The organism is Rhodoferax sp. SPJ4, assembly GCF_058216275.1.
Window position 1 is genome coordinate 224,091 of record NZ_JBYZMN010000002.1, and the last position, 19,618, is coordinate 243,708.

The 19,618-nt window shown below is 67.0% G+C and carries 16 protein-coding genes; 12 read left to right on the top strand and 4 right to left on the bottom strand.

What is annotated here, in order from left to right:
- The first annotated feature begins 7 nt into the window (after nucleotides 1–7).
- From AC4BAR_RS08475 to AC4BAR_RS08510, 8 genes are all read left to right on the top strand, one after another.
- Nucleotides 8–2,974 carry a formate dehydrogenase subunit alpha gene (locus AC4BAR_RS08475; protein WP_490627416.1) on the top strand — a complete coding sequence of 989 codons (2,967 nt, stop codon included), beginning with the start codon at nucleotides 8–10 and terminating at the stop codon, nucleotides 2,972–2,974.
- Nucleotides 2,975–3,035: 61 nt separating this feature from the next.
- Nucleotides 3,036–3,674: a formate dehydrogenase FDH3 subunit beta gene (gene fdh3B, locus AC4BAR_RS08480; RefSeq protein WP_490627417.1), complete on the top strand. Its 639-nt coding sequence runs from the start codon at nucleotides 3,036–3,038 to the stop codon at nucleotides 3,672–3,674.
- Complete coding sequence (locus AC4BAR_RS08485) at nucleotides 3,671–3,898, top strand: hypothetical protein (protein ID WP_490627418.1); 228 nt, start codon at nucleotides 3,671–3,673, stop codon at nucleotides 3,896–3,898. The genes fdh3B and AC4BAR_RS08485 overlap by 4 nt, the downstream gene beginning before the upstream one ends.
- A 9-nt stretch (nucleotides 3,899–3,907) precedes the next feature.
- Nucleotides 3,908–5,065 carry a formate dehydrogenase subunit gamma gene (locus AC4BAR_RS08490; protein ID WP_490627419.1) on the top strand — a complete coding sequence of 386 codons (1,158 nt, stop codon included), beginning with the start codon at nucleotides 3,908–3,910 and terminating at the stop codon, nucleotides 5,063–5,065.
- Nucleotides 5,066–5,077: 12 nt separating this feature from the next.
- Nucleotides 5,078–5,665 (top strand): hypothetical protein, encoded by a 588-nt coding sequence (locus AC4BAR_RS08495; RefSeq protein WP_490627420.1) that lies wholly within the window; start codon nucleotides 5,078–5,080, stop codon nucleotides 5,663–5,665.
- Nucleotides 5,666–5,733: 68 nt separating this feature from the next.
- Nucleotides 5,734–6,597 carry a formate dehydrogenase accessory sulfurtransferase FdhD gene (locus tag AC4BAR_RS08500; RefSeq protein ID WP_490627421.1) on the top strand — a complete coding sequence of 288 codons (864 nt, stop codon included), beginning with the start codon at nucleotides 5,734–5,736 and terminating at the stop codon, nucleotides 6,595–6,597.
- Nucleotides 6,594–9,113 (top strand): ABC transporter permease, encoded by a 2,520-nt coding sequence (locus AC4BAR_RS08505; RefSeq protein ID WP_490627422.1) that lies wholly within the window; start codon nucleotides 6,594–6,596, stop codon nucleotides 9,111–9,113. Before AC4BAR_RS08500 ends, AC4BAR_RS08505 begins: the two co-directional genes overlap by 4 nt.
- A 73-nt stretch (nucleotides 9,114–9,186) precedes the next feature.
- On the top strand, nucleotides 9,187–9,606 hold the full coding sequence (locus AC4BAR_RS08510) for a group II truncated hemoglobin (protein ID WP_490627423.1): 420 nt from the start codon (nucleotides 9,187–9,189) through the stop codon (nucleotides 9,604–9,606).
- 82 nt (nucleotides 9,607–9,688) lie between these two features.
- Here AC4BAR_RS08510 and AC4BAR_RS08515 read toward each other — a convergent pair whose 3' ends face one another.
- Together AC4BAR_RS08515 and radC are read right to left on the bottom strand one after the other, a co-directional pair.
- Nucleotides 9,689–10,324: a Smr/MutS family protein gene (locus tag AC4BAR_RS08515; protein WP_490627424.1), complete on the bottom strand. Its 636-nt coding sequence runs from the start codon at nucleotides 10,322–10,324 to the stop codon at nucleotides 9,689–9,691.
- Entirely contained in the window at nucleotides 10,321–10,998 is a 678-nt protein-coding gene (gene radC / locus AC4BAR_RS08520; protein WP_490627425.1) for a RadC family protein, read from the bottom strand. The genes AC4BAR_RS08515 and radC overlap by 4 nt, the downstream gene beginning before the upstream one ends.
- Before the next feature lie 104 nt (nucleotides 10,999–11,102).
- Here radC and AC4BAR_RS08525 point away from each other — a divergent pair, with 104 nt between their 5' ends.
- From AC4BAR_RS08525 to serS, 3 genes are read left to right on the top strand one after another with little or no spacing between them, the layout of a single operon-like run.
- Nucleotides 11,103–11,561 carry an FKBP-type peptidyl-prolyl cis-trans isomerase gene (locus AC4BAR_RS08525; RefSeq protein ID WP_490627426.1) on the top strand — a complete coding sequence of 153 codons (459 nt, stop codon included), beginning with the start codon at nucleotides 11,103–11,105 and terminating at the stop codon, nucleotides 11,559–11,561.
- A complete protein-coding gene (gene ispH, locus AC4BAR_RS08530; protein ID WP_490627427.1) occupies nucleotides 11,561–12,514 on the top strand; it encodes a 4-hydroxy-3-methylbut-2-enyl diphosphate reductase in 954 nt (317 codons plus the stop codon). Before AC4BAR_RS08525 ends, ispH begins: the two co-directional genes overlap by 1 nt.
- A gap of 50 nt (nucleotides 12,515–12,564) precedes the next feature.
- The gene (gene serS, locus AC4BAR_RS08535) at nucleotides 12,565–13,875 is read left to right on the top strand and encodes a serine--tRNA ligase (protein WP_490627428.1); all 1,311 of its coding nucleotides are present in this window, start codon (nucleotides 12,565–12,567) and stop codon (nucleotides 13,873–13,875) included.
- Between the two features lie 52 nt (nucleotides 13,876–13,927).
- Here serS and AC4BAR_RS08540 read toward each other — a convergent pair whose 3' ends face one another.
- Both AC4BAR_RS08540 and AC4BAR_RS08545 read right to left on the bottom strand, forming a co-directional pair.
- A complete protein-coding gene (locus AC4BAR_RS08540; protein ID WP_490627429.1) occupies nucleotides 13,928–15,700 on the bottom strand; it encodes a TRAP transporter large permease in 1,773 nt (590 codons plus the stop codon).
- 12 nt (nucleotides 15,701–15,712) lie between these two features.
- On the bottom strand, nucleotides 15,713–16,315 hold the full coding sequence (locus AC4BAR_RS08545; RefSeq protein WP_490627430.1) for a TRAP transporter small permease subunit: 603 nt from the start codon (nucleotides 16,313–16,315) through the stop codon (nucleotides 15,713–15,715).
- 289 nt (nucleotides 16,316–16,604) lie between these two features.
- Here AC4BAR_RS08545 and AC4BAR_RS08550 point away from each other — a divergent pair.
- Nucleotides 16,605–19,618: retention module-containing protein (locus tag AC4BAR_RS08550; protein WP_490627431.1), on the top strand; the 3,014-nt coding region annotated here is incomplete at its 3' end.

Here is a 19,618-nt window from a genome sequence, read left to right on the forward strand (position 1 = left end):
GATTGAGATGTTGCTGACCAAGAAAACCACGCTGGCGGGGCCGGGTCTGGCGGCCCCGTCGCCGTTTGTGCACCGCCTGCAGCGCGGCCTGTCTCAGGCCCTGCCCACCATGGACCGCCGGGGCTTTCTGCGCCGCTCCGGCCTGGGGGTGGGGGTTGGCCTGGCGGCCTCCCAGCTGACGCTGGTGAAACGGGCCAGTGCCGAGGCGGGTAAGGCGCCGCTGGTGGGGGCCGGAAAAATCGAGGTCAAGCGCACGGTGTGCACCCACTGCTCGGTGGGCTGCGCGGTCGACGCGGTGGTGGAGAACGGCGTGTGGGTGCGCCAGGAGCCGGTGTTCGACTCGCCCATCAACCTCGGTGCCCATTGCGCCAAAGGGGCTTCGCTGCGCGAACATGGCCATGGCGAATTCCGCCTGCGCTATCCGATGAAGCTGGTCAACGGCAAGTACGAGCGCATCGGCTGGGACCAGGCCTTGCAGGAAATCACCGACCGCATGCTGGCCCTGCGCAAGGAGTCGGGGCCGGATTCGGTCTATGTGGTGGGCTCGAGCAAACACAACAACGAACAGTCCTACTTGCTGCGCAAGTGGATGAGCCTGTGGGGCAGCAACAACTGCGACCACCAGGCCCGCATCTGCCACAGCACCACGGTGGCCGGCGTGGCCAACACCTGGGGCTACGGGGCGATGACCAATTCGTACAACGACATGCAGAACAGCAAGTGTGCGATGTACATCGGTTCCAACGCCGCCGAGGCCCACCCGGTGAGCATGCTGCACATGCTGCATGCCAAGGAAATCGGCTGCAAGATGATCGTGATCGATCCCCGCTTCACCCGCACCGCCGCCAAGGCCGACGAGTACGTGCGCATCCGCTCCGGCTCCGACATCGCCTTTTTGTTCGGCATGTTGCACCACATCTTCAAGAACGGCTGGGAAGACAAGCAGTACATCAACGACCGCGTCTACGGCATGGACAAGGCGCGCGAGGAAGCGCTGACCAAATGGACACCCGACAAGGTCGAGGAGGTCTGCGGGGTGCCGGAGGCACAGGTCTACAAGATCGCCGAGATGATGGCCAAGAACAAGCCGTCCACCGTGGTCTGGTGCATGGGCCAGACCCAGCACACCACCGGCAACGCCATCGTGCGGGCGTCGTGCATCCTGCAGCTGGCGCTGGGCAATGTGGGTGTGTCGGGCGGCGGCACCAACATCTTCCGCGGCCACGACAACGTGCAGGGCGCCACCGACGTGGGCCCCAACCCTGACTCGTTGCCCGGCTACTACGGTCTGGCCGAAGGCTCGTTCAAACACTTCGCCAAGGTCTGGGGGGTGGACTTCGAGTGGATCAAGAAACAGTACGCGCCCGGCATGATGGGCAAGCCGGGCATCACCGTGTCGCGCTGGATCGACGGCGTGATGGAGAAAAACGAGCTGATCGACCAGGAGTCCAACCTGCGGGCGATGTTCTTCTGGGGCCATTCGCCCAACTCGCAGACCCGCGGTCTGGAGATGAAGCGGGCCATGGACAAGCTGGACATGCTGGTGGTGGTGGACCCCTACCCCTCGGCCACCGCTGCCATGGCGGCGATGCCCGGCAAACCGGAAGACCTGAACCCCAAACGCGCGGTTTACCTGCTGCCGGCCACCACGCAGTTCGAAACCAGTGGGTCGTGCACCGCGTCCAACCGCTCGCTGCAGTGGCGCGAAAAGGTGATTGATCCGCTGTGGGAGAGCCGCAGCGACCACATGATCATGTACCAGTTCGCAGAGAAGCTGGGCTTTGCCAAGGAGCTGGTCAAAAACTACAAGCTGCAAAAGGTCAAGGGCATGGACGAGCCCGTGCCGGAAGACATCCTGCGCGAGATCAACCGCTCGGTCTGGACCATTGGCTACACCGGCCAGAGCCCGGAGCGGCTGAAGGCGCACATGCGCAACATGCATTTGTTCGACATCAAGACGCTCAAGGCCAAGGGCGGCAAAGACAAGGAAACCGGCTACGACTTCACCGGCGACTATTTCGGCCTGCCCTGGCCTTGCTACGGCACGCCGGAGCTCAAGCACCCCGGCTCGGCCAACCTGTACGACACCTCCCGCCATGTGATGGACGGCGGTGGCAATTTCCGGGCGAACTTCGGTGTCGAGCGGGAAGGCAAGTCGCTGCTGGCCGAAGATGGCTCGCATTCGCTGGGCTGTGACATCACCACCGGCTACCCCGAGTTCGACCATGTGCTGCTGAAAAAGCTGGGCTGGTGGGACGAGCTCTCCGAGGCCGAGAAAGCCGCCGCCGAGGGCAAGAACTGGAAGACCGACTCCTCCGGCGGCATCATCCGCGTGGCGATGAAGAACCACGGCTGCCACCCTTTTGGCAACGCCAAGGCGCGGGCCGTGGTGTGGAATTTCCCGGACGCGCTGCCCATTCACCGCGAACCGTTGTACGGCATCCGGCCCGACCTGGTGGCCAAGTACCCGACCCACGACGACAAGAAGGCCTTCTGGCGTTTGCCCACGCTGTACAAAACCGTGCAGCAGAAGAACCTGGACGACAAGCTGCACGAGAAATTCCCGCTGATCATGACCTCTGGCCGGCTGGTCGAGTACGAGGGTGGCGGCGAGGAAACCCGCTCCAACCCCTGGCTGGCCGAGCTGCAGCAGGACATGTTCATTGAACTCAACCCCAAGGCCGCGGCGGCGCGCGGTGTGCGCAACGGCGAGCAGGTGTGGGTGTCCACCCCCACCGGTGCACGCATCCGCGTGATGGCCCTGGTCACCGAGCGGGTGGGGCCGGACACGGTGTTCATGCCCTTCCACTTCTCTGGCCGCTGGCAGGGCGAGGACATGCTGCCCTACTACCCCAAGGGCGCGGCCCCGGTGGTGCGTGGCGAGGCCATCAACACCGCCACCACCTACGGTTACGACAGCGTGACCATGATGCAAGAGACCAAGACCACGATTTGCAACGTCGAGCGTGCCTGACGGCCTGCGGGACCACCAAGGGTCCCGCACCGACACGGCACACCAGACCAGGGAGACAGAGATGGCACGAATGAAGTTTGTCTGTGACGCCGAGCGTTGCATCGAGTGCAATGGCTGCGTCACCGCCTGCAAACAGGAGCACGAGGTGCCCTGGGGCGTCAACCGCCGCCGGGTGGTGACGCTAAACGACGGCGTGCCGGGCGAGCGCTCGATCTCGGTGGCCTGCATGCACTGCAGCGACGCGCCCTGCATGGCGGTGTGCCCGGTCAACTGCTTCTACCGCACCGACGAGGGGGTGGTGCTGCATGACAAGGACGTCTGCATCGGTTGCGGTTACTGCTCCTATGCCTGCCCGTTTGGCGCACCGCAGTTTCCGTCGCAAGGCGCCTTTGGTGTGCGCGGCAAGATGGACAAATGCACCTTCTGCGCCGGCGGGCCGGAGGAGCATGGCAGCCAGGCCGAGTTCGAGAAATACGGCCGCAACCGGTTGGCCGAAGGCAAGCTGCCGGCCTGTGCCGAGATGTGTTCGACCAAGGCCTTGCTGGCCGGCGACGGCGACGTCGTGGCCGACATCTTCCGCACCCGGGTGCTGAACCGCGGCAAGGGTGCCGAGGTCTGGGGCTGGGGCACGGCCTACGGCGCCAAGCAGGCCGGCCAGCCGCCGGCCGCGGCACCGGCTCCGGCGGGAGCCAAGTCATGAACCGCCTGGCCGTGCTGCTGGCGCTGGGCCTGGGGCTGGTGGCCTGCGGTGAAAAGCCGCAGACCCAACTGGGCTCGAAAGCCGACGCCAGCGCCTACACCGGCACCGGCAGCGCCTTTGTCACCGGCACCTGGAAGCAGGGCGACAAGACCAGCTGGGAGCAGCAGATGCGCACGCGCACGCAGAACACCCAGAACGAGTACAGCCGTTCTTCCACCAACTGAGGAGCCCGTATGTTGCGGTCCTTGTGTGTCTCTGTGGTGCTGACGCTGCTGGCCGCCGGGGCGGCGCTGGCGCAAGCCCCGGCCGCAGCGCCGCCAGCCCCGGCCGCGCCGGGCGGGGTGCAAAGTGCCAACATCTTCGAGGTCAAGCCCGACGCCAGCGCCGAGGCGGGCTATGCCCAGCAGAGCAACGGCGAGCGGGCCAAGGTGCAGCCGGGCAACAACGCGCCGATGTGGCGCCAGGTCGGAGCCGGCGAAAAAGCCTACAGCAGCCTGCCGCTGCGCGAGGCGCCCGAAGCGGCGGTGCTGGTCCAGCCCTTTGTGCAATACCCCGGTTCGCGGCTGACCAACGCCGGCGAAGCCTGGCGCCAGGTGCGCAACCACTGGATCCTGCCCTATGGCGGCGCCTTGCTGTTCATCGCGGTGCTGGCCATGGCCATCTTCTATTTCGCCAAGGGCCCACTGAAGCTGCACGGCGCTGAAACCGGGCGCCAGATCGAGCGCTTCACCGCGGTCGAGCGGGCGGCCCACTGGAGCAATGCCATCGCCTTTTGTGTGCTGGCGGTGTCGGGCCTGGTGATGGCCTTCGGCAAGTTCATTGTGTTGCCTGTCATTGGCAGCACCCTGTTTGGCTGGCTCAGCTATGCGCTGAAAAACCTGCACAACTTCGTCGGGCCGCTGTTTGCGGTGTCGCTGGCCATCGTGTTCTGTGTGTTCCTGCGCGACAACTGGCCGCGCAAGGAAGACCTGGTGTGGGTGTTGAAGGCGGGCGGGCTGTTCTCGTCGGGCGAGGTGCCGTCGCACCGCTTCAACGCCGGTGAGAAGGTGGTGTTCTGGGGCGGTGTGTTTGCCCTCGGCACCGTGGTGGTGGTGTCCGGGCTGGTGCTGAACAAGCTGGTGCCTGGCCTGGACTATTTCCGCAACACCATGCAGATCGCCAACATGGTTCACGGCGTGGCCACGGTGCTGATGATGGCCATGTTCATCGGCCACATCTACATGGGCACCGTGGGCATGCAGGGCGCTTACCAGGCCATGAAAACCGGCCAGGTCGACGAGACCTGGGCCAAGGAACACCACGAACTCTGGTACGACGACATCCAGGCCGGAAAAATCCCCGCCCAGCGCACGCCCGCCAGCGGCGGTGATGGCCGTCCCGTGCAGGTTTGAGGAGACATGCGAATGATCAAGACCACACTGGCCTGCGCCTTGCTGCTGGCGGCCACCGTGGTGTCGGCCAAACTGCCGGCGCCCAGCGAAGAAGCCAAGGCCAAGGCTGCCGAGGCGGCCGCCAAAACCGCCTGGAGCGGCAAAAAAGAAGCCTACCTGCTGTGCAAGTCCCAGGACAAGGTGGCCGCCCACTACCTCAAGACCCGCAACAAGGCCGTCACCAAGGACGGCAAACCGGCACCGGCACCGGCGGCCGCCGCCACCCCCTGTGCCGACGTGGAGCCATTTGTGTGGCCGGTGGCGGCCGTCATCGCCAAACCCATCGAGGCCGCCGGCGCCCATTCACCGCCGGGCACCGCGGCCAGCCCGCCCAGCACCATGCAGCCGGCCGCCACCGCCGTGCCCAAGGCCGCGGCTTCCGCGGCCCCCAAGCCGGCGGCCAAGCCTGTGCCTGCCTCGGCTGCTGCCAAGCCGGCGGCCGCACCACCCACCGCCGCAGCGCCCCCGCCGGAGACGGCACCCGTGGCCGCCACCAAGCCTGAACCGGCAGCGGCTCCCGCCGCCACCCCGGCGGCCCCCGCCGAAGACAAAAAGCCCTGACCCTGCGGGGTGACGGTGCATGGGGCGGGGCCCACCGACCTGCCCGGCTTTTCTTGTACCCTGCGTGGATGTTGTTGCCTTTTCTGACCCAGGCCCGCGCGCCGCTGACGCATGAGATTGGCGCCATCGACGAGTCCGGCACCCGCACCACGGTCTCCATTCCTGCCGAGCGTGCGCTGACGGTCTATGTCGACAAGCGCGAGCTGGTCACGTTGATGACGCTGGGCGCCCATCCCGAGCTGCTGGTGCTGGGCTATTTGCGCAACCAGCGGCTGGTGCCGTCGGTGGACGCGGTGGCGTCCATCACGGTGGACTGGGAGGTGGGCTCGGCCGCGGTGAAAACCCGCGACGGCATCGACCGCATCGAGGAACGCACCGCCAAGAAGGTGGTCACCACCGGCTGCGGCCAGGGCAGTGTGTTCGGCGGTCTGATGGACGAGGTCGACAGCATCGACCTGCCCGAGGCGGTGCTCAGCCAGGCCCAGCTCTATGCCATCGTCAACGCCATCCGCCTGCAGGAGAGCACCTACAAATCCGCCGGCTCGGTGCACGCTTGTGCGCTGTTCCAGGGCGAGCAGATGCGGGTGTTTGTGGAGGACGTCGGTCGCCACAACGCCATCGACACCATTGCCGGCTGGATGTTGATGCACCCGGAGGCCAGCGGGCAGCCCATGGGCGGCGGTGACAAGGTGTTCTACACCACCGGCCGCCTGACCAGCGAGATGGTCATCAAGTCGGCACAGATGGGCGTGCCGATCGTGGTGTCGCGCAGCGGCATCACCCAGATGGGCCAGCAGGTGGCCGAGCAGCTGGGCCTGTGCGCCATCGGCCGCGCCACCAACAAACGTTTTCTTTGCTACAGCGCGGCGCACCGGCTGCGCTTGCAGCCAGAGCTGGCGCTCCCAGCCCAGGCCGCGAGGCCGGCGCCATGAGCAACGGCTTTGTGGCGCTGGGCTGGCGCAGCCTGTGGCGCGATTTCCGGGCCGGCGAGCTGCGGCTGCTGATGCTGGCCGTCACGCTGGCGGTGGCCGCCCTCACCGCGGTGGGTTTTTTTGCCGACCGGCTGCAGGGCGGCCTGCAGCGCGACGCGCGCCAGCTGCTGGGCGGTGACGCGGTGGTGGCCAGTGACAACGCCACGCCGGCCGCCTTCATCGCCAAGGCCCAGGCGCTGGGCCTGCAATCGGCCGGCACGCTGAGTTTCCCCACCATGGCCCGCGCCACCGAGGCCCAGGGCGCGGCCACCAAGCTGGTGGCGCTGAAGGCCGTGCCCGAGGGCTACCCCTTGCGTGGCCAGCTCAAGGTGGCCAGCGCGCCCGACGCGCCCGAGCAGGCCACCCGCGAGGTGCCCGCCAAAGGCGAGGCCTGGGTCGACCCCTCGCTGCTGGACAGCCTGGGCCTGGCGGTGGGTGACCCCTTGCTGCTGGGCGACGCCCGGTTTCGCATCGGCCGCGTCATCGTCATCGAGCCCGACCGGGGCGGTGGTTTCGTCAATTTCTCGCCGCGCGTCATGGTCAACCAGGCCGACCTGGCGGCCACCCGGCTGGTTCAGCCGGCCAGCCGGCTGACCTACCGTTTCGCGGTGGCCGGCAGCACCGAGCAGGCCCGCGCCTTCACCGACTGGGCCGAGCAGCAAGTCAAGTTGCCCGAAGGGCGTGGTGTGCGGGTCGAATCGCTGGAGAGCGGCCGGCCCGAGATGCGCCAGACGCTGGACCGGGCCGAGAAGTTTCTGAGCCTGGTGGCCTTGCTGTCGGCACTGCTGAGCGCGGTGGCGGTGGCCCTGGCCGCACGGGCCTTTGCGGCCAGCCACCTCGACGACTGCGCGATGCTGCGGGTGCTGGGCCTGAGGCAGCGCACCATGGCGCTGGCCTACACGGTGGAGTTTGGCCTGGCCGGCCTGGTGGCCAGTGGCCTGGGGGTGGCCGTGGGTTATGGCGTGCACCTGGGTTTTGTGGCGCTGATTGCCGGGCTGGTGGGCGGCGAGTTGCCCCCCGCCACGGTCTGGCCGGTGCTGCTGGGCCTGGGCATGGGTCTGACCTTGCTGGCGGCTTTTGGCCTGCCGCCGGTGCTGCAGCTGGCCCAGGTGCCGCCGCTGCGGGTGATTCGCCGCGACGTGGGCCGGTTGCCGCCGGCGTCCTGGCTGGTGCTGGGCCTGGGCGTGGCCGGTTTCACCGCGCTGCTGATGGTGGTCAGCAGCGACCGGCTGCTGGGCTTGATCGCGGTGGGCGGCTTTGCCGCCGCGGTGGCGCTGTTCGCCGCCCTGAGCTGGCTGGCGGTGCGTGCGCTGCGCGGCGGCGTGCGCGAGGCCACCGCGCCGCAATGGCTGGTGCTGGCCACCCGCCAGCTGTCGGCCCGGCCGGCCTACGCGGTGGTGCAGATCAGTGCGCTGGCGGTGGGCCTGCTGGCCCTGGTGCTGCTGGTGCTGCTGCGCACCGACTTGGTGGCCAGCTGGCGCCAGGCCACGCCGCCGGACGCGCCCAACCGCTTCGTCATCAACATCCAGCCCGACCAGGTGACGCCGTTCCAGCAGCAGCTGCGCCAGGCCGGCGTGGGCCCGTACGACTGGTACCCCATGGTGCGCGGCCGGCTGGTGGCGGTGAACGACAGCCCCATCTCCCCGGACGATTTCGCCGACGACCGCGCCAAGCGCCTGGTCGACCGCGAGTTCAACCTGTCCCACAGCGCGGTGCAGCCGCCGCACAACGACATCGTGGCCGGCCGCTGGACGCCGGAAGAAGCGGGCGGCCTGAGCCTGGAAGAGGGCATTGCCAAGACCCTGGGGCTGAAGCTGGGCGACCGCCTGCGCTTCGACATCGGCGGCGTGGAGACCAGCGCCCGCGTGACCTCGCTGCGCAAGGTGGACTGGGGCTCAATGCACGCCAATTTCTATGTGCTCTACCCGGTGAGCCGGCTCGCCGACGTGCCCATCACCTACATGACGGCCTTTCGTGCGCCGGCGCAAAAGGGCTTTGACAACCGCCTGGTGCAGGCCTTTCCCAACGTCACCAACGTCGACATGACCACCACCATCGCCCAGATCCAGCGGGTGCTGGCCCAGGTGATCCGGGCGGTGGAGTATTTGTTCGGCTTCACGCTGGCGGCCGGCCTGGTGGTGCTGTTCGCCGCCGTGGGCGCCACCCGCGAGGAGCGGGCCCGCGAGCTGGCCATCATGCGGGCGGTGGGCGCCAGCACCACGCTGCTGCGCCGGGTGCAACGGGCCGAACTGGCCGGAGTGGGCCTGATGGCCGGTTTTCTGGCCTCGGTGGTGGCCTCCGCGCTGGGCTGGGGCCTGGCCAAGTACGTGTTCGAGTTCGACTGGGCGGTGCCGCTTTGGGTGCCGTTGGTGGGGGCGCTGGCCGGGGCGGCCTTGGCGCTGCTGGCCGGCTGGTGGGGCCTGCGCGAGGTGCTGACCCGACCGGTGGCCGACAGCCTGCGCCGCGCGCCGCAGTGAGGGCCTGCGCATAAACTGCTGACCTTGACCGCCGTTTTTGCCGGCCCGACCCCGGGCCTGGCCCCCCGCCGACATGACTTCCGACACCTCCCAAGACACCCCCAGCCTGTACACGCTGCTGGGCGGCGAGCCCCGCGTGAAAGCCCTGGTGGACCGCTTCTACGACCTGATGGACCTGGAGCCGCGTTACGCCGAGCTGCGCGCCGCCCATGGCAGCACGCTGGAGGTGGCACGCGACAAACTGTTCTGGTACCTCTGCGGCTGGCTGGGCGGCCCCTCGCATTACACCGACCGCTTTGGCCATCCCATGCTGCGGGCCCGCCACCTGCCGTTTTCCATTGGCGATGTGGAGCGCGACCAGTGGGTGCTGTGCATGCACCAGGCCATGACCGAGATCGGCGTCGAGCCCGGCTTGCAACAGCAGCTTGTGCAGAGCTTCTACGGCGTGGCCGACTGGATGCGCAACCGGCCGGGTGAATCCCCGCAAGGGTAGGCCCCCACGTTCGCGCACTGCGTGTCGCTCTCTGCCCCCCGAGTGGGCTGTTCCGCCTTGGGGCGGCCCGGCGGCGGAACGCTCAAGCTGGTCGCAGCAGCACCACCACCGCGCCGGCGCCGCCCTCGGAGGGCTTGGCCTGCACAAAGGCCATGACCTCGTTTTTCTGGATCAGCCAGCCCAGCACCTTGCTTTTGAGCACCGGGGTTTTGCCGGGCGAGCCCAGGCCCTTGCCGTGCACCACCCGCACACAGCGCAGGCCGCGCCGGTGGGCCTCGCGGATGAAGGCGCCCAGCGCGTCGCGGGCGTCGTCGCGGCGCAGGCCGTGCAGGTCCAGCTCGCGCTGGATGCTCCATTCGCCCTTGCGCAGCTTGCGTGCCACGTCGGGGCCGATGCCGGGGCGGCGAAAACTCAGCGCCTCGTCGGTGTCGAGCAGGGTGCTGACGTCCAGGCCGTCGCTGATGGCCTCGCGCAGCACCGCTTCTTCGTCCAGTTGCAGCTGCAGGGCGATGGGGGCCGGCGGTGGGGGGTGCATCAGCACCGTGCGTTTGTCGGGCAGCGGCTGCACCGGGCCCACCGCGCGCGAGAACAGTTCCTTTTCGGCCTGCGCCTGGCGTTCGGCCTCGCGCCTGGCCTTTTCCAGCGCCGCCGCACGCGCGGCCTGGGCCGCCAGGTGCTGCTGCAGTTGCCCCAGGTCTTGCAGCGACTGGAACCTCACAGCAGCCCCTTTTCGGCCATGGACAGCGCCGCGCCGGCGGCCACGATCACATGGTCCAGCACCCGCACGTCGATCAGCGCCAGCGCGGATTTCAGGGTTTGCGTCAGGGCCTCGTCGGCCCGCGAGGCCGCCACGTTGCCGCTGGGGTGGTTGTGCGCCAGCACCACCGCCGCCGCATGGTGGTGCAGGGCGCGCAGCACCACCTCGCGTGGGTAGACGCTGGTCTGCGTAAGGCTGCCGCGGAACAGCTCCTCCATGGCCAGCAGGCGGTTCTGCGCGTCGAGGAACAGCACCGCAAACACCTCATGGGGCTTGGCCGCCAGGTGCAGTTGCAGGTAATTTTTCACCGCGTCGGGCGAGTCGAGCACGGTGCGCTCACGCAGCTGCTCGGCCAGGGCGCGGCGCGCCAGTTCCAGCACCGCCACCAGTTCGGCCCGCTTGGCCGGGCCGCCCAGGCCCTTGATGCGTTTGAGCTCGTCCACACCGGTGTGCAGCAGGCCGGCCAGGCCGCCAAAGTGGTCCAGCAGTTCCTGGGCCAGTTGCAGCACATGTTTGCCAGCCATGCCGGTGCGCAGCAACAAGGCCAGCAACTCGGTGTCGCTGAGCGCACCCGGGCCGCGGGCCAGCAGCTTTTCGCGCGGGCGGGCATCGGCGGGCAGGTCTTTGAGCACCATGGCGCAGGCGGGCAATGGGTGGGTGGGGGCGGAGGGGAAACCGGCCGCCTCTGGGCGGGGCGGGCAGCAGGTTTCTACAATGGGGTCAGTTTATCGAGAGTTTTATGGCCACTGATGTTGCATGCGTTCAAGCCGGGTCTTTCCTGACCCTGCACTACCGGCTGTCCGGCCCCAGCGGGGAGGTGGTGAGCACCTTCGGCGGCCCGCCCGCCACCCTGTCGCTGGGCCAGGGCGAGTTGTCTCCGGCGGTGGAGCAGCGACTGCTGGGGCTGGCCGAGGGCAGCCGCGCCACCTTCGAGTTGGCCGCTGGTGAGGCCTATGGCGAGCGCAACCCCGAGATGCTGCAGTGGGTGGCGCGCAAGCTGCTCAACGAGCTGGGTGCCGCCGGCGAGAGTTATGCGGTGGGCGATGTGGTGCAGTTCCCCACGCCCGATGGCCAGGGCAGCTACGCCGGGGCGGTGTGTCAGCTGCAGGCCGACGGCGACGCGGTGCAGTTCGACTTCAACCACCCGCTGGCCGGCCAGCCGGTGACGTTTGAAGTGCATGTGATCGGGGTGTTGTGATGGCCACCAGCGCGCTGCAGGAAATCGTTCTGGCGGAACCCCGGGGTTTCTGCGCCGGCGTGGACCGGGCCATCGAGATCGTCGAGCAGGCGCTGCTGAAGTTTGGCGCGCCCATCTACGTGCGCCATGAGATCGTGCACAACACCTATGTGGTCAATGACCTGAAGACCAAGGGCGCGATCTTCATCGAGGAACTCGCCGACGTGCCGCCGGGGGCCACGCTGGTTTTTTCGGCCCATGGTGTGAGCCGGGCGGTGCAGGACGAAGCCAGGCAGCGCGGCTTCCAGATTTTTGACGCCACCTGCCCGCTGGTGACCAAGGTCCACGTGGAAGTGGCCAAGCTGGCCCGCGAGGGCTTTGAGTTCATCATGATCGGCCACAAGGGCCACCCCGAGGTGGAAGGCACCATGGGCCAGCTGGACAGCGGCATCCACCTGGTGGAAGACGTGGCCGATGTGGCCCGTGTGCAGCCCGGGCAGACCGCCAAGCTGGCGGTGGTGACGCAGACCACGCTGAGCGTGGACGATGCGGCCGAGATCGCGGCCGCGGTGCGGGCCCGTTTCCCGCAGGTGCGTGAACCCAAGCAGCAGGACATCTGTTATGCCACCCAGAACCGGCAGGACGCGGTGAAGGTGCTGAGCCCGTTGGTCGACATCGTCATCGTGGTGGGCAGCCCCACCAGCTCCAACAGCAACCGGCTGCGCGAGGTGGCGCAGAAGCTGGGCACGGTGAGTTACATGGTGGACAGCGCCGACGAGCTGCAGGCGGCCTGGTTCGAGGGCCGCACCCGGGTGGGCCTGACCGCGGGCGCCTCGGCGCCGGAGATCCTGGTCAAGCAGGTGATCGACCGCCTGCGCGACCACGGCGCGGTGTCGGTGCGCCGCCTGGCGGGCATCGAGGAGTCGGTGAAGTTCCCGCTGCCCAAGGGCCTGCGGCTGGACCCACCGGCCTGAGCCGCAGCACCGCCCCGGGCCAGCCGGTGGCGGCCCACTAAAATCGGGCGATGCTAGACATCACCCTGCTGAGAAAAGACCTCGACGGCGTCATCGCCCGTCTGGAGCGTCGCAAAACCCCCCAGGCCTTCCTCGACGTGGAGGCCTTCCGCCGGCTGGAAGCCGAGCGCAAGGCCATCCAGACCCAGACCGAAACCCTGCAGGCGCGCCGCAACAGCCTGAGCAAGCAGGTCGGCCAGCTCAAGGCCAAGGGCGAGAACGCCGACGCGGTGATGGCCGAGGTCGGTGCACTCAAGGGCGAACTGGACCGTTCTGCCGAGCGGCTGGAGGCCTTGCAGGCCGAACTCAACACCCTGCTGCTGGCCGTGCCCAATTTGCCGCACGACAGCGTGCCGGTGGGTGCCGACGAGTCCGGCAACGTGGTGGTGCGCCAATGGGGCACGCCGCGCACGCTGGATTTCCCGGTCAAAGACCATGTGGATGTGGGCGCTTCCCTGGGCCTGGACTTTGACCTCGGCGCCAAGCTCTCTGGCGCCCGTTTCGCGGTGATGCAAGGCCCGGCGGCCCGGCTGCACCGCGCGCTGGCCGCCTTCATGCTGGATGTGCAGACCCAGCAGCATGGCTACACCGAGTGCTACGTACCCTACATCGTCAATGCCGAGAGCCTGCGCGGCACCGGCCAGCTGCCCAAGTTCGAGGCCGACCTGTTTGCCGCCAAAAAGGGCGGGCAGGACGGCGAGGCCGCCGCCGACAACGCCGCGCTGTACCTGATCCCCACCTCCGAGGTGCCACTGACCAACCTGGTGCGCGACGAGATCCTGGCCGAGGCCGACCTGCCGCTGCGGCTGACCGCCCACACACCCTGTTTCCGCTCCGAGGCTGGCAGCCATGGCCGCGACACCCGCGGCCTGATCCGCCAGCACCAGTTCGACAAGGTGGAGATGGTGCAAATCGTCCACCCCGAGAAGAGCTTTGAGGCGCTGGAAGAAATGACCGGCCACGCCGAGGCCATCCTGCAGCAGCTGGGCCTGCCTTACCGGGTGATGAGCTTGTGCACCGGCGACATGGGTTTTGGTGCCGCCAAGACCTATGACCTGGAAGTGTGGCTGCCGGCGCAGAACACCTTTCGCGAAATCAGCTCGGTGTCCAACTGCGAAGCCTTCCAGGCCCGCCGCTTGCAGGCCCGCTTCAAGAACGCCCAGGGCAAGAACGAGCTGGTGCACACCCTCAACGGCTCCGGCCTGGCGGTCGGCCGCACACTGGTGGCGGTGCTGGAAAATTACCAGAACGCCGACGGCTCGGTGAGCGTGCCCGAGGCTTTGCAGCCTTACCTGGGTGGCTTGAAGCGGCTGGCCGCCTGAGCGTCAAGCGCCGCTTTCGGCATCGTTCCACAGGCCCCGCAAGGGGCCTGTGTCATTTGCGGTCTTTGGCCAGCGAGTCCTGCAGCGCCTTCAGAGGGTCGTCGGCGTTCGCGCCATCAGCCGCCGGGGCCGAGGCCGGGGCGTCCGGCATCGGGGGCGCGGCATCCTGCGGGGTGTCGGGCATGGTGGCTTCCATTTCCAGGCGCACCTTGTCGAGGTCATAGACCTCTTTCTTGTCCAGTCCGCTCGACACGATGCCGGGGAAGGCAATGATCAGGCCCACCATGACGATCTGGATCAGCACAAAGGGCACAGCCCCCCAGTAGATCTGCATGGTGGTGACCGGCTGCACCAGCTTCTGGGTGAGTCGGTCGGTGTAGGCCTTGGTGGGCGCGACGCTGCGCAGGTAGAACAGCGCAAAGCCGAACGGCGGGTGCATGAACGAGGTCTGCATGTTCACGCCCAGCAGCACGCCGAACCAGATCAGGTCGATGCCCAGCTTCTCGGCCACCGGCGCCAGCAAGGGCACGACGATGAAGGACAGCTCGAAGAAGTCGAGGAAGAAGGCCAGGAAGAAGATCAGGATGTTGACCACGATCAGAAAGCCCAGCTGGCCACCGGGCAGGCTGGTCATCAGGTGCTCGACCCAGCGCGGGCCGTCCACGCCCTGGAACACCAGGCTGAACATGGTGGATCCGATCAGGATGAAGACCACAAAACACGACAGCTTGGTGGTGGTTTGCAGCGCTTGTTTGAGCAGCGACAGGCTCAGGCGGCGGCGTGCCACCGCCATCAGCAGGGCGCCCACCGCCCCCATGGCACCGCCCTCGGTGGGGGTGGCGATGCCCAGGAAAATGGTGCCCAGCACGAGGAAAATCAGCAGCAGTGGCGGGATCAGCACAAAGGTCACCCGCTCGGCCATGCGCGACAGCAGCCCCAACCGGGTCAGCTTGTTGAGCAGGGCGATGGCCAGGGCCAGCGTCACGCCGGCGCACATGGCCACCACGATCGTCTCGTCCAGCGCCACCGCGGTGACGGCCTCACCCTTCCACCAGGCCAGCAGCTCGGCGTAGTGCTTGCCCAGGTAGACGGCCGCGGCGGTGGACGCCACGGTGAGCGCGAGCAGCGAGCGCAGGCCGCTGTCGCCGTTGTCTTCGCGGATGGTGCGGGCTTCGGGCGGCAGGGCGGGCACCATCTGGGGCCGGAACACCGCCAGCAGGATGATGAAGCCGGCGTACATCGCGGTGAGCAGAAAGCCGGGCACAAAGGCGCCCTTGTACATGTCGCCCACGCTGCGGCCCAGCTGGTCGGCCAGGATGATCAGCACCAGCGAGGGCGGAATGATTTGCGCCAGCGTGCCCGAGGCGGCAATCACGCCGGAGGCTACCCGCCGGTCATAGCCGTAGCGCAGCATGATGGGCAGCGAAATCAGGCCCATGGAGATCACCGACGCAGCCACCACGCCGGTGGTGGCGGCCAGCAAGGCGCCGACGAAGATCACCGCCAGCGCCAGGCCGCCGCGCACCGGGCCGAACACCTGGCCAATGGTTTCCAGCAGGTCTTCGGCCATGCCGCTGCGCTCCAGGATCAGCCCCATCAGCGTGAAAAAGGGGATGGCCAGCAGGGTTTCGTTCTGCATGATGCCGAACAGCCGCAGCGGCAGGGCCTGCAGCAGCGCCTCGGGCAGCACGCCGAGCTCCACGCCGACGAAGCCGAAGAACAGGCCGCAGGCGCCCAGGCTGAACGCCACCGGGAAACCCATCAGCAAAAAGATGATGAGCCCCACAAACATGATGGGGGCGAGATTTTCAATGAAGAATGCCATGGAGCCTGCCCCTCAGTTCGCGTGCGGCGTTTGCGATTCACGCAGCCGCAGGATGGACTCGGCCAGCTCTTCTTCGGCGGTCTTTTCGACCTTTTTCAGCGTGGGGTCGTCGATCAGGCCGCGCAGAAAGGCGATGCGCTTGATCAGTTCCGACCAGCCCTGCAGCAACAGCAGCGAAAAACCCAGCGGCATCATGGCGTAGACCGGCCAGCGGATCAGACCGCCTGCGTTGGACGACATTTCGCCCGATTGCCAGCCGCGCAGGAAAAATGGCACGCCGTACCAAAGAATGGCCAGGCACACCGGTGTGAGAAAGAGGCTGAAGCCGATGATGTCGACCCAGATTTGCCCGCGTTTGGACAGCCGGCTGGACAGCACATCGATCTTCACATGCTCACCGTTGAGCAGCGTGTAGCCGGCGGCGATCATGAAGGAGGCGGCAAACAAATACCACTGCACCTCCAGGTAGGCGTTGGAACTGGTGTTGAACACCTTGCGCACCACGGCATTGATGGCACTGACCAGCGTGGAGGCCAGAATCAGCCAGATCACGTATTTGCCAATCAGGGTGTTGAGCCAGTCGACAGCCCTCGAAAATTTCAGCAAGGTGCCCATGGTGTTGTCCTCGTCTCCGTGGTCGACAGGGGGGCCTCTGCAGGCGCGCAGGGTCTGATCACCCCACTTTCCCGTTCTGTTGGTGGATTCTAGGGCCATGGTTCCGTGGTGGCGGCCCGGTTGTGGGCTGTCTGCCCGGTGCCAGAACCGCTGCAAACCGCAAGATCGGACCGAAATGTGCGCATTTTTTCCGCTTGAACGGCCCCGACTTGGACTTTGGTACATGGTCCGCGCCGCCGCCGGCCGATAACCTTGCTTCATCGCTTCACTGTTCTGACTAGGAATCACCATGGCCTCCTTTTCCACCATCGCCGCCATCCGCGGCTCCGGCTCTGTTTTTGCGGTCAATGCCCAGGGCGTGAGCCGCCCTGTCAAGGTGGGCGACCACCTGACCAAGGGGGAAACCCTGGTCACCATGGGCAACGCCCAGGTCGACCTGGTGATGGAAGATGGCCGCGCGCTGACCGTGGCCGAGCACCAGGCGGTGCGGCTGGATGACAGCGTGGTGGAGTCCGATCTCCGTCCCACCGCCCAGGACAGTGCCATCGTGGTGCCGGCCACCGCCGCCACCATCATTGACGCCCTGAACCGGGGTGGCGACCTGAACACCCAGTTGGACGCCACGGCGGCCGGTATCGCGGCCGGCGGTGGTGAAGACGGCGGCAACGGTTTTGTGCGCCTGCTGCGCATTGCCGAAGACACCACCGGCCTGTCGTTCAAGTTTGGCCAGATCAGTGCTGCCGACATTCCCGAAGCCAACGCGGCCCAGAACCCGCTCACCACCACACTCACCCTGTTTGGCGATTCCTCGGTGGCGGAAGGCAGCGGCGGCATCACCTACACCGCCGTGCTGAGCCAGCCGGCCAGCTCGCCCTTCACCGTGGTTTTGAGCAATGGCAGCGTGATCGTCATCCCCACGGGTTCCACCACCGGTTCGGTGCTGGTGCCGGTGCGTCCTGACGACGTGTTCGTCAACGCGGCGCCCACCGTGGTGTCCGTGACTTCCACCGACGGCGGTGGCTTCACCGGTGTGACGGTGGAGGGTGGGCCGGTGGTCACCCAGGTTACCGACACGGTGAACCCCACCACCTTGGGCATCGTGAGCACCCCATCGGTCAATGAAGCCAACCAGCCGGTGTTCACCCTGCAACTGGGCCAGCCCATCACCAAAGACCTGGTGGTGACCCTGTCCAACGGCGTCCAGGTGACCATCGTGGCCGGCAGCACCAGCGCCACCTATGTGGCCCCTGCGCAGGGCGACGACGTCTACCAAGACCCAGGCTCTTTGGGAATTTCCATCGTCAGCGCCACCGTGGCCGGACAGACCTTTGAAAATCTGGCCATCAATCCCACGGCGGCAACAACGACCATTGTTGACACCATCGACACCACCACCGTGAGCGTGGCCCACATTGACCCACAGTCCGGTTTGCCCTCCGTGGCCAATGTGGTGGAAGGCGGTCAGGTCACGTTCCGGTTCAGCGTGGACAACGTGCCCCAGACCGATCTGACCCTCAACGTGACCATCAACGGGGTGGCCCAGCAGGTCACGATTCTGCACAACACCTCGTTCACCGACGTGACCCTGAACGTGCGCCCGGACGACCTGTTGGCGCAAGGCCCCACCACCATCTCGGCGGTGGTGAACAGCGTTGACCCTGTGGCCAACGGCAACTACGAGGCACTCACCGGTACCGGTTCGACCGCCAGCGCCACCGTGGTCGATGACGGCGACGTCACCACCCTGAAGCTGTTCGCTGTGACCCAGGGCGAGGGCGGTCCGGTCTACAGCCTGGCCACCACCATCAGCGAAACCGGCACCGCCCGTTATGTGGTGCTGGCGGTTGACGGCAACAACGTGCCACTCGCCACCCAGCCCGGTGGTACGGTGACAGTCAACGTGGGCGCGGTCGGCGACACCGCCACCCGCACCGCCGACTACACCTCCGATGCCTCGCCCTCGGTCACGGTGGGCACCGAATTCACCATCAGCGCGGTGAATGACACGACCTTCGAAAGCGCCGAGAACTATGTGTTGTCTCTCGGAAGCAACTGGTCGCTGGCCGGCAATTACGAAAGCGTGGCCTACAGCAACCAGACGGTGACCACCACCATCACCGACAACGACCAGCCCACGGTGGCGGTGTCTGTGAGCCCGAGCAGCGTGCTGGAAGACGGCGCGCCCAACCTGGTGTACACCTTCACGCTGAGCAACCCGTCGGCGTTTGCGACGACGGTGAACTACACCTTGAGCGGCACGGCCACCAACGGCGGCGACTACACCGGCTCGCCCATCACTGGCAGCGTGGTCATCGCAGCGGGCTCGACCACCGCCACCATCACGATCGACCCGACGGCTGACACGACGTTCGAAGGCAACGAGACCGTGATCGCCTCCATCACCAGCGCCACCAGCGGTGCGGCCAGCTTGACGGCCACCACGCCGTCTGCCACCGGCACCATCACCGACAACGACCAGCCCACGGTGGCGGTGTCTGTGAGCCCGAGCAGCGTGCTGGAAGACGGTGCACCCAACCTGGTGTACACCTTCACGCTGAGCAACCCGTCGGCGTTTGCGACGACGGTGAACTACACCTTGAGCGGCACGGCCACCAACGGCGGCGACTACACCGGCTCGGCCACCACTGGCAGCGTGGTCATCGCAGCGGGTGCGACCACCGCCACCGTGACCATCGACCCGACGACGGACAACGTGTACGAAGGCAACGAGACCGTGATTGCCACGATCACCAGCGCCACCAGCGGTTCGGCCAGTCTGACGGCCACCACCCCGTCTGCCACCGGTACCATCACTGACAACGACCAGACCAGCTTCGCTGTCAACGACGTGACGGTGGCCGAAGGCGGCCTGATGACGTTCACCGTGACCCGCACGGGTGACGCACAAGCGGCCCAGACGGTGAACTTTGCCACCAGCAGCGGCACAGCGACCTCCGGGACCGACTTCACGGCCAACAGCGGCACGCTGACTTTCAACCAGGGCGAAACCACCAAGACCTTCACGGTGCAGACCACCGGGGATGCGGTGTACGAAGGCGACGAGACGCTGACCGTCACGCTGTCGAACAACAGTGCCGGCAGCACCATCAGCGACGCCACCGGCGTGGGCACCATCACCGACAACGACCAGACCAGCTTCGCTGTCAACGACGTGACGGTGACCGAAGGCGGCCTGATGACGTTCACCGTGACCCGCACGGGTGACGCACAAGCGGCCCAGACGGTGAACTTTGCCACCAGCAGCGGCACAGCGACCTCCGGGACCGACTTCACGGCCAACAG

What these genes read in the sequence shown, in the direction of transcription:
- AC4BAR_RS08475 (WP_490627416.1), top strand. Translation starts at nt 8, where the DNA reads ATGTTGCTGACCAAGAAAACCACGCTGGCGGGGCCGGGTCTGGCGGCC.
- fdh3B (WP_490627417.1), top strand. Translation starts at nt 3,036, where the DNA reads ATGGCACGAATGAAGTTTGTCTGTGACGCCGAGCGTTGCATCGAGTGC.
- AC4BAR_RS08485 (WP_490627418.1), top strand. Translation starts at nt 3,671, where the DNA reads ATGAACCGCCTGGCCGTGCTGCTGGCGCTGGGCCTGGGGCTGGTGGCC.
- AC4BAR_RS08490 (WP_490627419.1), top strand. Translation starts at nt 3,908, where the DNA reads ATGTTGCGGTCCTTGTGTGTCTCTGTGGTGCTGACGCTGCTGGCCGCC.
- AC4BAR_RS08495 (WP_490627420.1), top strand. Translation starts at nt 5,078, where the DNA reads ATGATCAAGACCACACTGGCCTGCGCCTTGCTGCTGGCGGCCACCGTG.
- AC4BAR_RS08500 (WP_490627421.1), top strand. Translation starts at nt 5,734, where the DNA reads ATGTTGTTGCCTTTTCTGACCCAGGCCCGCGCGCCGCTGACGCATGAG.
- AC4BAR_RS08505 (WP_490627422.1), top strand. Translation starts at nt 6,594, where the DNA reads ATGAGCAACGGCTTTGTGGCGCTGGGCTGGCGCAGCCTGTGGCGCGAT.
- AC4BAR_RS08510 (WP_490627423.1), top strand. Translation starts at nt 9,187, where the DNA reads ATGACTTCCGACACCTCCCAAGACACCCCCAGCCTGTACACGCTGCTG.
- radC (WP_490627425.1), bottom strand. Translation starts at nt 10,998, where the DNA reads ATGGTGCTCAAAGACCTGCCCGCCGATGCCCGCCCGCGCGAAAAGCTG.
- AC4BAR_RS08525 (WP_490627426.1), top strand. Translation starts at nt 11,103, where the DNA reads ATGGCCACTGATGTTGCATGCGTTCAAGCCGGGTCTTTCCTGACCCTG.
- ispH (WP_490627427.1), top strand. Translation starts at nt 11,561, where the DNA reads ATGGCCACCAGCGCGCTGCAGGAAATCGTTCTGGCGGAACCCCGGGGT.
- serS (WP_490627428.1), top strand. Translation starts at nt 12,565, where the DNA reads ATGCTAGACATCACCCTGCTGAGAAAAGACCTCGACGGCGTCATCGCC.
- AC4BAR_RS08540 (WP_490627429.1), bottom strand. Translation starts at nt 15,700, where the DNA reads ATGGCATTCTTCATTGAAAATCTCGCCCCCATCATGTTTGTGGGGCTC.
- AC4BAR_RS08545 (WP_490627430.1), bottom strand. Translation starts at nt 16,315, where the DNA reads ATGGGCACCTTGCTGAAATTTTCGAGGGCTGTCGACTGGCTCAACACC.